Here is a 13,899-nt window from a genome sequence, read left to right on the forward strand (position 1 = left end):
AACTGACATGTCTGAACTGCGGCCGTTCGACTGAATATCACATGATGACCGAAGAGGCTCCAGTGGAACCGCATTCCAGAGTGCTCGACACTCTGGACAAACTGCTCTTGCGCACGCGACGGCACCAATCTCGTGCGTGTACCACGATGGCATGGGCTCGCTCCGGCCATGGGCGGCGCAACTCCGATGACGGACAATCGGGGACAGACCCCAATGAGACTCGGCCTACCCGGTTCTGATGGGTGTCAAGGTGTGGCCTGGAGCTGTTCATGGGCAAACGCGAGAAGCGAGCGGTAATCGCGTTGGCGAATGATCCCCTTGACGATTTCGGCATCCAAGTTCGGGTAGTCGTGTACCAGGGCGTTACGCAGGCCAATGACCTTGTTCCATGGCGTTCCGCTGCTGTCATGGCCCAGGCTCTGGAGTTTGGTGAATGCCTGTCGTGCATCGCTCGGCACGACCATGCCGAGTGACTTCAGCGCATCGATATATTCGATTTCCATGTGAGATCGGCCCGTCCCTTCAAGCATGGTGGCGTTGATGATACAGGTGGTCGATCTCCCACATCGACGTGATCCGGTTTTCTTCCCGAATGAGTCGCAGTCGATCGTTGGCGTGAAGCACCTGACCGGTACGGATGACGGCGTGGGACAGGGGCAGCGGAGCCAGGTTGATATTGATGATGGAAAGCTGTCCTTCGTGCATGCCCAGGGCATCCTGCCAGTCTTGGGAAATTGGGGGCAGACCCCAGTTAACCCCCCCCCTCCAGGCTTGCGGCCGGGTTTGCCGGGAGTGGTGCGGCGGCCCAGCTGGTCGGCCACCTGCTGCTGGAAACGCTCGCTGCCCAGGACCAGGCCGCTGTGGGTGGTCTGGCGGATCTGGTCGACCATATCGGGGGCGAGTTGGTGTCGGAAGCGTTCCCGGTATTGACCGCAGCGCTGCTCGAGGGTCGGCCCGAGCGCTTCGACGGAGGGATGGGGGGTGATCAATCGCTCGGCCTCTTCCTGGGCGTTGGTGCGATAGCTGGACCAGCGGTAGTCGCCGGGGTGGGCGACCATCCCGGCGCGGACGGAGTTCAATTCGATATAGGCGTGGCAGGCGAGCAGGTAGGGCGTCTCTGCCACCAGGCAGGAGCGGAAGCGCCCCTCGAAGAGGGTGCCGGTCCAGGTAGCTTCGGCAGTCGTCATCCTCGGCAAAGCAGACACTGCGATTGTTGCCACGCTGGATCAGGTGCAGCGGCGTATCCGGCAGCAGAAGGCGGGCCTGGCGTGCCATGGGGATGATCTCCGAGGACCCTCGATGCCCTCAGCGTAGGCGTCAACCGCAGAGCCTCCTGTAGGCGATCGCCTACAGGAAGAGGGAGATCTGTACCCGTCCCCGATTAATCTTTTACGATGGATGATCGCCATTCGCCTGCATGGGTGTGATGTATGGTTATGTTTTTGCAGGATATTTGGTAAATGTGTCTGTGCTGTGAAGCTTGTTGTATCCTTCTTGACTCGAGCTTGGTTATTGTCTAATCCTTTTATTACCCCACAAGGATTTAGCGCGGTATTTGCCGTGCGCCGTTGGTTATTCTGCATTGTAACGAGTCGGCACATGCACCAGGATCCCATTCTCAAGGTGGAGGGCGACATGAATACCATGAAAGCGCTACTGTTCTGTATATGGATTTTACCAGTCCTTGCCATGGCGCAAGAGTCGGACTCCGAGAAAGCGACGACGTCACAGCAGGCTGGCACCGAGACATCAGAAAAGGCTCAAGGTGGCTCCAACGGTGGCAGCCAGGACCAACCGGAAGAATCCCAGGAGCAAGCAGCATCCGGCGGTCAGCAGGAGGAGCAAGCAGCATCCGGTGGTCAGCAGGAGGAGCAAGCAGCATCCGGCGGTCAGCAGGAAACGGAGGCGGCAACCACCAGCGGTGAACCGTTCATGACCGAACAGGCGAGTGACCAGATTCGCTCTGACCAGCTCGTGGGCAGCGCCATCCTCAACGTCTCGGGCGAGGAAATCGGCAAGATCGATGACCTGCTGCTGGATCAGGACGGCCAAGTGGTCGGCATCGTCGTGGGGGTCGGCGGTTTTCTGGGCATCGGCGAGAAGCATGTCGCCCTATCATGGCAATCCGTCGAGATTACCAGCGCTGAAGAAGGTGCTGGCTATCAGGTCAATACGACCGTGGACAAGGCCGCTCTCGAGAATGCGACGGCTTTCAAGACACAGGAGCAACAGGAGGCCGAACAGCAGCAACAGGAGACCGAACAGCAGCAACAGCAGGCTGAAGAGCAGCCAGCCGAGCAGGAGCAACAGTAATCATCCTTGGCGGGATGCCGGTACGAGCTGCCTTGTGCCGGCATCCTCCTTTGTCGTCAAGAAAGCTGTACCCGTCCCCGATTACGATCGTCAGTCTTGTTCATGACGATCGATTTTTGGTCAGCACGATGATGTTCCCATCGCTTGCCAGCCGAATCAGGTTGCGTGGCCTCTCGACGATATCGATGCCGATTGGGGTGAGGTAAAGCGCCGCTACGCCAGCGGTGCCCTGGAGAAAGCGGCGCCGGCTGAGGGTGGGTACCGAGCTGGTCGGTGCGCGGTCTGGCTTGTCACGATGTCGATCCATACTGTTAGTCTGCCACAGTCGGTACCTGGAGTCAGGTCGTGATGATGGTTTGAGTGCCAGGAACGGCGCAATCTTGTTGTGGGCCTTGTCGCTGCCGTCGTCGAACTTAGCCTGGGCAGTTGGTTATCAGTGCAGGCGATCAGGGCGCTGCCGGCGGGAGATCTGTATCCGTCCCCAATTCGTTTCTTGAATGCCAAAGGGCGGCCTCTCACACCAAGTGGTCGTAGGCGGTGGTGAATCCAGTCTTGGTGGCGATGCCATGAGAACGGTTCACAAACAGCGTATCGGCGGCATCATCCACCCATCCTTCGAGTCGCAGCGGCGCCGCATTGGTATTGAGGCTGGCCAGACCGGATATGTGTTGCGCATCTGGTACTACCGTATCTGTGGTGGTGGTCACGCTGAGGCTAATCGCCGTATCGCTCTCGACGACGATCTCGCATGTGGCACTCCAGGGTCCTTCGTAGCCGGCCGGCATGGTGATGCTGCCGAAGCCTTGCCCCTGAAACCGGAACTGGAAGCGCTTGGAATTCCCGGTACCACTGGCATTACCAGACGCATGGGCACGAATCACATCGCCCGGTTTCAGGCTGCCGGCTGGATAATTGGCGACAGCCAAGGGATTGGAAGGCGTGGTCACATTGATCCCCTGGCGCCCCACCTGATGGAAGTTGACCCCCGAAACGGCTAGCGATGCATCGGACGTATTCCCATGGATGGTGTTGTTTCGCAGGATGTCATCGGTCAGGCCGGATAAGCCGCCCGGGATGTGGTTGCCGGTTACCACGAAGCCAGTGATACCTGCCAGCAGATTCAGTGCGCCGCTCTCGAAGACATTGTCGATGATACGCCCATCAGTGCCGTCCACCTCACCGGCATCTACAGTGACTGCACCATAGAAGTTACACCCAACGATGAACGGCTTGATGATGTTCCCGTTCGATTGCTGCATGCGGAAGAACCGGTTCAGCGAACCTCCGTAGAAATCTACGTGCTTGACGCCATTGTCCTGACAGAGCGGGGTGGCCCCTGTCCCGCCGGATACATTCTGATCCTGGAAGAGAAGAAGATGCGTCGAGGCCTGATAGGCATAGATGGTTGAATGGCTGAAACTGTTTCGCCTCCCCGCCCCGAACTTCACCACACTGGTCGTTTCATTGAACGGGCCACAATTGATCGTGACATGGATGACGTGGCAATTCCGTGTGTTCTCATGGAAAGACAATAGCTGGTGGGCGGACTGTCCTCCTGGGACATAGCTCCAGTTGCCCCCATTGAACGTGCTGTCGTGACAGTTGTTGGCCAGTTCTAGGAAACGCTCTTTTGCTGAGCCGGATAAATTGCGAATGGAGACGAAGCTCAGCGAGTTGATCACCATTAGTTGGCGACCACCCGAACACTCGATGTCGACGAACTCTCCCCGGTATACGCCGCCCCGAGCGATGGTGACCGCAGCCTCTACCCTGATGTCGCGTACCTTGGTGTTGCGTGCGATGAAGAAGGGCACGCCCTCCGGTGCCGTTAAGGTCTCGGTGGTGATGTTGGCCATCTGCAGGTCGGTGACAGCTTCATCGAACGCATCGCGAAGTGTGACACTGCCGGATCCGACGGCAATCACCTCCGTCAGCATCTGGTAGAGGTACTTGCGATGGCCATTCTCTTCGTAGTAGCCGCCGCCTCGAATGACTACCAGATCACCGATGGTGTAGTTCGACTCCTCGCCTGGAATCTCCATGGTGGCCTGTTGCTCGCCGGCATTCGCATCGTCGATGCCGTGATAGGTAAGTAGGTTCCAGGTGTAGGGGTGGGCGGTGCCGGGGATGAGGCCGATCTTCTTGAAAAAGTCCGGCTCGCTCTCATCCATGGTGTTCTTGATGCTGGCACCACTGATCTTCGCTAGCGATGCCAGGAACAGCGCCTCCTGGGACTCCACGACACCGCGGCCACCGTCGACCGACCTTCCCGTGAGGGCCGCTTGATTGATGGAGGCCTGTAAGGTTTGCACGCTCAAGGGGTAGGGGATGCAAATGCTGTCGGCCAGTCGCCATTCATTGCCATCGAACACATAGTCGCCGTTGTTCGCGCCATCCGACGTGACACGGCCTGGCTGCCCGATTCTCAGCGTCTCGGCCGGTAGCGCATGAAGCTCGGCAAGCGTGTCCTTGGAGATCAGACGCTGGTTCAGGGCATCCTGCAGCGACTCCGTCCCCGTGGCCGAGTCGACTGGCAGCGTGCCGCCCTCGCTGGCATCGAAGAACTGCACCCCGATGCGGTGATCCCGACCCGAGCTCGAGACGCGAATGTCGTACTTGCCATTGGGCGCGGCGACCTTGATCTGGCCATCACTGTCGGCCTGAAAGGGATTGTCAAGGGGGTTACCATCTTCGTCCTCGAGTCCGGTGGCCAAGTCGGTGGTGCCGGGATAATAGACGTAGACGATGGCCCCAGGTATGACGTTGCCGTCGACGTTCTGGGCGAAGAATGTCTTTAATTCCATGGCTGATCTTTCCTCAAAGGACGATGGCCAGGTTGTTGGCGATAACACGTACTTCGCTGAGATGGGACCTCAAGGATTCGATAGGTTCAACCATGGTGGGCACCTAATCGATAATCTCGCCGTTGGTTCGGCTTGGTGATAGGTGATGGCCACCTCGGCGCCGAGGTGGGTGGCGATGCCGCGGTGGTGCTGTGACTCGCTGTCGGCCGAGACAGGTATCTCGTTGTGATGAGATCTTGATGACTTCGTTCACTCGAACAAGGTCAGCACTTGCTGGATGGCCCCGACGGCGGCCTGGCGGACCAGTTCGGCGTCGGGGGCGCCATCGTCGCTCGACCTGGAAGTTGGCGCCGATCCAGTCGAGGTTGCTGCCCTGGGGTTAGGCGAGCATGACGCCGCGGTTGGCCTCGTTGGGCCCGCTCTCACCAGACCAACAGCGGTAAGCGTTCTCCTGCAGGAGCCACAGCAGCTGTTCGGGGTCGATCTCGAGCAGCGCGGCCAGGTTGGCCGGCTCGTCCTCGGCGTAGAGAGATCAACGCCGACTTGCGCTGCTCAAGGTATGATCACGAAATCTCGATCCTCTTCCTGCTGAGGGGCCGAAATGTACCCGTCCCCGATTAATCCCAGCTGTCTTGGTAGTTTTCCCAGTAGCGGCCCATGTCACGGTCGTTGGTGATGCCGTACAGCTGGTACTGACGGCTCAGGCGGGCGCCGCCGTCACGCGTAAGGGGTTGCCAGGCGATGGTGGAGCGGCCACGACTGGAGCGCACGAAGAACGCATCCAGGGGAATGGAGACATAGAAGGCCTTGTCGAAGCTGCCCTCGCCGTAGGCATCGCCGGCGTCGGTGAAGGTCGTCCAGGCGCCGACGCGCACGCCGTTGTCGAACTCTCGCGATACGTCCAGGGTGGCGCCATAGTCGCCGGCGAGATAGCGGCCCACGCTGAGCTGGGCCAACATATCCTCGAAGCCGGTCTCCCAGTAGGCGGTGGCGTGCCCGGTCCAGGTCTCGTAGTCGCGCAGGCCGAACTGCTGGTCGAACTCACGCTGCTGAACCCAGTTCATGTCCAGGCCGAGTGCCAGGTCGCTGTTGAAGGGGCGGTAGAGCAGCTCGCCCCCTGCGCCGGCGTACATCGTCTCGAGCAGGCCGCCATAGCCCATGGCATACAGGTCGTCGCCCAGCTGCGCCGTGCGGGTGTATTGCAGGTTGCTGATCCCGACGTCGGCCTCGGCCAGGTAATCGCCGATATGGGTGCGTACCCGAGGTAGGTCCGACTCGGCGATGTACTCGTACTCGTCGAGGTTGTCGGCCAGGGTGGCGGTCAGGCTGCCGGAGAACCAGCCATTGGGGTCCGTCGTGTATTCGGCCGAGGCGAAGGCGGAGAGGCGATACAGGTAGCCATCCGGGCCACCGAAGTTCTGCTCGATGGCCGGCCCCGTGCTCCAGGAAAAGCGCTGTGGGTCATCCTGATAGAGGGTCTCGCCGGTGGGCTCGTTCAGCAGCGCTCGAGAGTAGATACCGTAGCGGTGGGCGGTTTCGGCCTCCTGAGAGCTGGTGGCTGCGACCAGTGCCGAGCGGTCGTGAACGTCCTCGCGTAGCCCCAGTCCACGGTTCTGCCAGCGATAGTGGAAGGTCTCCACGGCCTCGTCGGCATTGGCATGCAGGATGCGTCCGGCGCGGCCTTGGCTCTTTGCCAGGTTGCGAAAGGTCACGGGCTCGCCGGAGACGATCAAGTCCTCGCCATCCTGGCGAATCTCGTCCACCCGGATGCCGGCGTTATCCTGCAGCTTGGCGGCCACGGCCGGCCAGTCTTTCTCCGGTGGCGCGTTGATGGGCGCCGGCGGCGGATCGCGCTTGACCTGACTCAAGCCGGCGAGATTGGTGGAGAAGGTGATCCCGGCCATGGCGGTATTGCCCCGCTGCCAGCCGGCATGCAGCTCGAAGTTGTCCGTCAGTCGGTATCGCGCCCCCAGGTTGAAACGCGAGTCCTGGGGCTGGTCGTTGTCCAGCGGCTCGTTCGCATAGTCGTTGCCCTCGTATTCGAGCTGCAGCACCAGCGGGTCCCAGGGGGTCTGGTATTCGATGCCGCCAAAGAAGGCGGTGTTTCCGCTGAACAATTGATCGATCTGGAAATCACCCGCCTGGTCGCCACCTTCGCCTTCTGGTCGGTTCCTGAAGCGATTACTCACCAGCGAGAGGGGGGAGTCCATGTCGCCACGGTTGCCCAGGTAGCCCCATCCAAGACCCAGGCTGAAGTCGAGGGAATGCCAGCGCTTGCTCGCCACGATGAACTCGGAACCGAAAAATGTGGTACCGCCGAGATCGCGGACTCCCAAGGCCAGTTCCGGCAGGTAACGGCTTTCCTTATGAAGTCTTATCTTTGCATCGATGCTCTTGTCCAGGTAGTCGCGATCGCCTGCGATGCTGGGGCCGTACAAGCGATTCTCGATCGAGGTGTAACGAAAGCCGCCCTCCAGCCACTCGGTGGGTTGCATGAAGATCGAGTAACGTCGGTAGGGAGACGTTCGACTGGCATTGATAGCGAAATCACCGGCCGGGGCCATGCGGGCCGTCGGGGTCTGCATCAGGCCGATGCCGCCGAAGTCGCTCTGGCCGCTGCCCAGGTTATTGGCCGAGGCCGGGGAGGCCATCCATAGCAGCATCGGGGCCATGCCCCAGGGGAGAGTCCGTCCTTTCATTCCACATCCCTGATGGTGCAGTCATCGCCGGGAAGGCGGGTGGCGAGCCAGGCGGCCAGTTCGCGATTGACGAGGTCACCCTCCACCGTGCCGCCGAGGCCACGCTGGGGCAGTCGCGAAACCAGCCGTGAGCCGGGCGCGAGGGGGGCGGCCTCGTGGTTCCAGGCGGCGATGCCGAGGTCGCGGGTTTCGCCGAGTGGCGTGACCAGCGTGACCCGGTCGATGCCCCGGGTGGCGCCGGCCGGCAGTGATGCCAGCGCCTGGTCTGCGGTCATTCCCGGTGTCCAGGGGAGCCGCTCGACGCCCTCGAGCGTCCAGGTCTCGATCCAGGCGGGCGGTTGGCAGGTGCCCAGCGCGGCGATGTCGCCCATGGCCGGGTTGCGGCGCAGGTCGCTCGCCAGGTGCGGCAGGCCCAGCCGCCTCGGGGAGCGGGCGGGGAGTGCCGGCAGGGAAGACAGGGCCCGTTGCCAGTCGGTCAGGGCATCGGCCGTGTCGCTATCCCTTGCCAGCGCCAGGGCATTCGAGAGCACCTCGAGCTCGGCGACAAGGCGCCTGCGCCGCTGCTCCAGTCCTTGGGCATCGTTCGCCTTCAGGGCGAAGCTATAGGCCCAGTCGAACGCCGGCGCCTGGCGGGTCTGGCGCTCTTCCTGCCAGGCCAGCCAGGCCTCGAGCAAGGTGGGGGAGGCGGCGACGGGTTGCGCCTGCGCCAGGCCGGGAAGCATCGCCAGCCAGCCAAGGGCCACGAGAGTCAGGTTACGCATGAAATGGATGCCTTGCGAGTTACCACCAGTGGCGGGCCACTTGCCACTGCATCGTTGGAGCGCCGGGCCACGGGGTCTCATCGACGGCCCACAGCCGGTGGGAGCTCGGGTCGCGCCACAGGGTCGAGGTCGTCGTCGTGCCATCGGTCCACTCGAGCACGAGGGAGCAGCGCTCCAGCTTTCGCTCGGCGAGGGGCAGGGTCAGCATTTCGGTGGCATCGCACCTCAGTTGCCCCTGTCCGCTGCCCTGGATGACATGCCCCTCGGCGTCGCGCCAGCGTCGCGTGATCTCGACGCGTGCAGGCGCCTCGCGTCGCCAGGGCGGTGGCCCCCCGTAGTGCGTGCCGAGCAGGTTGGCCTCGAGCCCGCTGGTGGCATGGAGCCCGCCGTCCCTCAACTCCAGTACCACGCCCTCGGGAGAAGGCCAGTAGGTCATCTCGCCGGCCTGGCTGCCCATGACCATGAGGCCGCGGACATCGCCCAACTGGACGGACAGGGAGGCGTAGGGGATCTCGGTCGCCTGGCGAGCGGTGGCCTGGTCGTCGGGGAAGAGCTCCGCCAGCGATGCCGACAGCGGCGTTGTCCCGCCGCTGGCGCAACCCGCGAGCAATACTGCCGGTATGGCACACGACAAGACCGCCCGCAGGCGGCCTTGAAATCTGCCTTCACGTGGACGATTGGGCATGGTCAGAAGGTGCCGGTCGTCCCCGTGGTGCCGGTGGTACCGGAGGTGCCGCTGCTGCCACCGTCGTCATCGTCGGAGGCGATGGAACTGAGGCCGGCGCCGACGGCCACGGCCCCCACGACCGCAATGCCGGTCAAGGCGGCGGTGGAGAGGCCGGTCGCAGCCCCGATGCCGGCCGCCCCACCACCAGACGCGGCTCCGCCGGCGGCTGCGCCACTGGTGGTGGTTGTGGTGGTGCTCCCTGAACCAGCGGCGCCTTCCGTCTGGGCGCTCGCCAGCGGTGCGCCCAGCATCCCGACGATACCGATCAATGCAAACGTTTTACGTAACATCCTGATTTCTCCCGTCGCGTTGTGTGTTGCGGCCAGAGCTGCTGCTAGCCAATCCTAACCTCTCGACGGTTCGTATGGTAGGCGGTCAGCGCGTCCATGTCTTGTCGAGGACCAGATTTTTCATGAAATCATCATGAAATATATCAACCTTCTTACGCTGATGTAAGCGATCTCCTACAGGGGGGCTGCGCTAAGCTTTTAGTACTAGAGCAGACATGAGAATGTCATGTAGACTCGCTACTGTTGCTGCACGGCAACAACTATTCATTTTCATACGATACAAACACTTGCGCGTTGCCATATGGCGACAGGCCTCGGGGAAAGCCATGGGATCCCGGGGCGGTAGCGTGCCCGAACGTCCTGGCGTTTCACCCTACAGGCATTTCCTTATGCGTCATTCCTCGCCCCGTACCCTCTTGCTCGTCCTGTGTTCTGCGGCCTGGCTATCCGGCTGCGCCTTCGCGCCCGGTAGCCATGTGGATTACCAAAGCGAGAGCGCCCCCATCGATGACCTGGTCGACGTCGAGCCCATCACGCTCGGACTGATCAATGCCCAGCGTTCGACCGCCACCGGCACAGACTTGCGTCAGGCCGGCGAAGAACAGCGTGCCGCGCTCGAGGATTACGACTATCGCATCGGCAGGGGCGATGTGCTGAGCATCATCGTCTACGAACATCCCGAGCTGACCATTCCCGCCGGAGGAGAGCGCAGCGCCGAGGAAGCCGGCAATACCGTCCACCAGGATGGCACTATCTACTATCCCTATGTCGGGCGCCTCGAGGTGGCCGGCATGACCACGACGGAGGTGCGCGATGCGCTGACACGCCACCTGAGGTCGGTCATCCCCGAGCCCCAGGTGGAGGTCAAGGTGGCGAGCTTCAATTCGCAGAAGGTGCTGGTGACCGGCGAAGTCCAGGAGCCCGGGCGCCTGCCCATCACCAACGTGCCGATGACCGTGCTGGATGCCATCAGCCATGCGGGCGGCCCCCGTGAGCTGGCCAACTGGCACGAGGTGCAGCTGACCCGGGATGGCCAGACGCGCACGCTCTCCCTCTATGACATGCTCAATGATGGCCAGCTGGCCCAGGACCTGCTGCTGCAGGATGGCGATGTGCTGCATGTGCCGGATCTGGGCAACCAGAAGGTCTTCGTGATGGGCGAGGTGGGCGAGCCGCAGTCGCTGCCGATGGGGCGCTCGCGCTTGAGCCTCACCGACGCCCTGACCCAGGCGGGTAGCTTCGATGAAGCCCAGGCCGATGCCAGCGGCATCTTCGTCATCCGGCGCAAGCCGCAGGAGAGTGACAAGCTGGCCACGGTCTATCAACTGGATGCTCGCAACGCCACGGCCATGGTGCTGGGCACCGAGTTCCGGCTCCAGCCCACCGATGTCGTCTATGTCACCACCACCCCGCTGGGGCGCTGGAACCGCGTGATCAACCAGCTGCTGCCGACCGTGACGGCGTTCTACCAGGTCACCCGTGCGGCGAGGGATGCCAACGATCTCCGGGATGACATCTGATGTTCCGGCGCATCCTGGTCGTGTGTGTCGGCAATGTCTGTCGTAGCCCGGTGGCAGAGGCCAGGCTGCGGCGTGCCCTGCCGGATCGAGACATCAGTTCCGCCGGACTCGGTGCCCTGGTGGATCGGGGCGTCGAGCCCACGGCTCGCGAGTTCGCCGAGGCCGACGGGCTGGACGTGAGCGAGCACCAGGCCCGGCAACTGACCCCGGACATGCTGCAGGAGGCCGACCTGGTGCTGGTGATGACGGAAGGCCAGCGCCGCGCCGTGGCAGAACTCGCGCCGGCGGCGCTGGGCAAGACCATGCTGCTCGGGCGCTGGCTCGATGACGGCCAGGGGCGAGAGATTCCCGATCCCTACCGCAAGAGCCGCGAGGCCTTCGTGCATGTGCACCACTTGCTAGCTGAGGCAACCTCATCCTGGGTTGGCAAGTTATAGGTTCATGCTGGCGCAATCCCTCTCGCTCTTCGCTACACTTGGCACTTTTTCCATCTTCAACCGGTATTCGCATGTCTGACGCATCCCGTAGCCCTTCTCCTGCCGATGACGAGATCGATCTCGGTCGACTCTTCGGCCTGCTTCTCGATCACAAGTGGTGGATTGCCGGCACGACGCTGGTCTTTGCCTTGATCGGGGTGACCTACGCCCTGCTCGCCACACCTGTGTACCGGGCCGAGGCCCTGGTGCAGGTGGAAGAGGAAGCTCCCGGCATGAACCCGCTTGACGATGTGACCAGCCTGCTGGGCGGCGAACCGCCCTCCCAGGTCGAGATCGAGATCATCCGCTCGCGCATGGTGCTGGGGGACGCGGTCAATCTGCTCAACCTGGATATCGTGGTCGAGCCGCAGCGGTTGCCCCTGGTGGGCGATTTCCTGGTCCGCCATGATATCGAGCGGCCGGGCTTCGCCGACGGCTGGGCGAGCACCTGGGCCGGCGAACGAATCGCCATCAGCGAGATGCCGGTGACCGATGCCTGGCGCGGTGAGCCCCTGGAGCTCGAGGTGCTGGAGGGTGACCGCTACCGCCTCTTTTACGACGGCGAGAGCCTTGGCGAGGGGCAGGTCGGGCAACTGGAGAGCTTCGAGAACGGCGAGGTGTCGCTGCGGGTCACCGACCTGGCCGCCGCGCCCGGCGCCCGGTTCGAGATCACCCACGTCAAGCATATGACCGCCTTTCTCGATCTTCGCAGCCAGATCGCGATCAATGAGCAGGGGCAGGAGACGGGGATCCTGAACTGGTCGATGACGGGCCCCCAGCCCGAGGCCCTGCAGACGACCCTCAATACCGTGGCCGATATCTACGTCTCCCAGAATGTGCGCCGCCAATCCGAGGAGGCGCGCAAGAGCCTCGAGTTCCTGGATGAGCAGGTCCCCAAGGTCCGCGCCGACCTGCGGGCCGCCGAGAATCGCCTGAACGCCTACCGTGCCGACCAGGACAGCGTCGACCTCTCCCTCGAGACCCAGGCGGTCCTCGAGCGCCTGGTCAGCCTCGAGAGCCAGCTCAATGAGCTGGAGTTCACCGAGACCGAGATCTCCCGGAACTTTACCCCGGGCCACCCGACCTATGCGGCGCTGCTCGACAAGAAACAGCAGCTCGAGCGGGAGCGGGCCAAGCTCAACGAGCAGATCGACGGGCTCCCGGAGACCCAGCAGGAGATCCTGCGCCTGCAGCGCGACGTGGAGGTCAGCCAGGAGATCTACGTTCAACTGCTCAACAAGGTGCAGGAGATGGAGATCGCCGAGGCGAGCACGGTGGGCAATGTGCGCATCCTCGACCAGGCGGCCACCCTGCCGGAACCCGTCAAGCCCAACAAGCCACTGATCGTCGTGGTGGCGACCCTGCTGGGCGGCATGCTGGCCGTGGGCGGTGTGCTGCTGCGGGCCGCCTTCCACCGTGGCGTGGAGGCGCCGGAGCAGATCCAGGAGACCGGCCTTTCCGTCTATGCCACCGTGCCCCTCTCCGAGGAGCAGGGCAAGCTCGTCAAGCGCATCAAGCACCGCAAGGATGGCCATGGAAATGCGGTGGCAACCGCCGTGCTCGCTGAGCGAGCCCCGGCCGATACTTCCATCGAGGCCCTGCGCGGGCTGCGCACCAGCCTCCACTTCGCCATGCTGGAAGCGGGCAACAAGCGCCTGATGATCACCGGCCCCAGCCCCGGTATCGGCAAGAGCTTCATCACGGTCAACCTCGGCGCCGTATGCGCCCAGGCGGGGCAGCGGGTGCTGGTGGTGGATGCCGATATGCGCAAGGGCCATATCCACCATGCCTTCGGTCATCCCAGCGAAGGGGGGCTCTCCGACCTGCTTTCCGGCAAGAGTGCCCCGGACGAGCAGATCCGCTCCACCACGATGGATGGCCTGGATTACGTGGCCCGCGGCACGGCACCGCCCAACCCCTCGGAACTGCTGATGGGCGAGCGCTTCACCGCCTTCCTCGAGGAAGCCGAGGCCCGGTATGACCTGGTGATCATCGACACCCCGCCGGTGCTGGCGGTGACGGATGCCTCCGTGGTCGGCGCACAGTGCGGGACCACCCTGATGGTGGCGCGCTTCCAGCTCAACCCGGCCAAGGAGATCACCATCGCCAGGGAGCGGCTGGAAAACGCCGGCGTCACGGTCAAGGGCGCGATCCTCAACGCCATGGAGCGCAAGGCCGCCACCAGTTACGGCTACGGCTACTACAGCTACTCCTACAAGTAGGTGGATGGCTCGCCACTGGGTACATTTCGTGCCCAGTGGCCTTGGGAAGAACAGATAGAACAGAAAGAACGCTCGCGACATAAACCA

The 13,899-nt window shown here is 62.8% G+C and carries 10 protein-coding genes; 4 read left to right on the forward strand and 6 right to left on the reverse strand.

What is annotated here, in order from left to right; genetic code table 11:
* Positions 1 to 245: 245 nt before the first annotated feature.
* Positions 246 to 1,187 (reverse strand): HepT-like ribonuclease domain-containing protein, encoded by a 942-nt coding sequence (locus FHR97_RS20115; RefSeq protein WP_221187645.1) that lies wholly within the window; start codon positions 1,185 to 1,187, stop codon positions 246 to 248.
* A gap of 412 nt (positions 1,188 to 1,599) precedes the next feature.
* Here FHR97_RS20115 and FHR97_RS20250 point away from each other — a divergent pair, with 412 nt between their 5' ends.
* Entirely contained in the window at positions 1,600 to 2,313 is a 714-nt protein-coding gene (locus FHR97_RS20250) for a PRC-barrel domain-containing protein (RefSeq protein WP_183382225.1), read from the forward strand.
* Between the two features lie 515 nt (positions 2,314 to 2,828).
* Here the strand turns inward: FHR97_RS20250 and FHR97_RS02815 are convergent.
* The 5 genes from FHR97_RS02815 to FHR97_RS02835 all read right to left on the reverse strand — a co-directional run bounded on the left by FHR97_RS02815 (position 2,829) and on the right by FHR97_RS02835 (position 9,594).
* Positions 2,829 to 5,117: a hypothetical protein gene (locus tag FHR97_RS02815; RefSeq protein ID WP_183382226.1), complete on the reverse strand. Its 2,289-nt coding sequence runs from the start codon at positions 5,115 to 5,117 to the stop codon at positions 2,829 to 2,831.
* Between the two features lie 617 nt (positions 5,118 to 5,734).
* A complete protein-coding gene (locus FHR97_RS02820; protein WP_183382227.1) occupies positions 5,735 to 7,816 on the reverse strand; it encodes a YjbH domain-containing protein in 2,082 nt (693 codons plus the stop codon).
* Positions 7,813 to 8,577, reverse strand: a complete 765-nt coding sequence (locus FHR97_RS02825) for a capsule biosynthesis GfcC family protein (RefSeq protein ID WP_183382228.1) — start codon at positions 8,575 to 8,577, stop codon at positions 7,813 to 7,815. The genes FHR97_RS02820 and FHR97_RS02825 overlap by 4 nt, the downstream gene beginning before the upstream one ends.
* Before the next feature lie 19 nt (positions 8,578 to 8,596).
* Positions 8,597 to 9,211: a YjbF family lipoprotein gene (locus FHR97_RS02830; protein WP_183382229.1), complete on the reverse strand. Its 615-nt coding sequence runs from the start codon at positions 9,209 to 9,211 to the stop codon at positions 8,597 to 8,599.
* A 53-nt stretch (positions 9,212 to 9,264) separates the two neighbouring features.
* Positions 9,265 to 9,594: a hypothetical protein gene (locus FHR97_RS02835; RefSeq protein WP_221187646.1), complete on the reverse strand. Its 330-nt coding sequence runs from the start codon at positions 9,592 to 9,594 to the stop codon at positions 9,265 to 9,267.
* 389 nt (positions 9,595 to 9,983) lie between these two features.
* On the opposite strand from FHR97_RS02835, the gene FHR97_RS02840 reads away from it, so the two are divergent.
* From FHR97_RS02840 to FHR97_RS02850, 3 genes are all read left to right on the forward strand, one after another.
* A complete protein-coding gene (locus FHR97_RS02840; protein WP_183382230.1) occupies positions 9,984 to 11,114 on the forward strand; it encodes a polysaccharide export protein in 1,131 nt (376 codons plus the stop codon).
* A complete protein-coding gene (locus FHR97_RS02845) occupies positions 11,114 to 11,551 on the forward strand; it encodes a low molecular weight protein-tyrosine-phosphatase (RefSeq protein ID WP_183382231.1) in 438 nt (145 codons plus the stop codon). Before FHR97_RS02840 ends, FHR97_RS02845 begins: the two co-directional genes overlap by 1 nt.
* Positions 11,552 to 11,622: 71 nt before the next feature.
* A complete protein-coding gene (locus tag FHR97_RS02850) occupies positions 11,623 to 13,812 on the forward strand; it encodes a polysaccharide biosynthesis tyrosine autokinase (protein WP_183382232.1) in 2,190 nt (729 codons plus the stop codon).
* Positions 13,813 to 13,899 lie beyond the last annotated feature (87 nt).

The sequence above is a fragment of the Halomonas stenophila genome (assembly GCF_014192275.1).
GTDB classification, from domain to species: Bacteria; Pseudomonadota; Gammaproteobacteria; order Pseudomonadales; family Halomonadaceae; genus Halomonas; species Halomonas stenophila.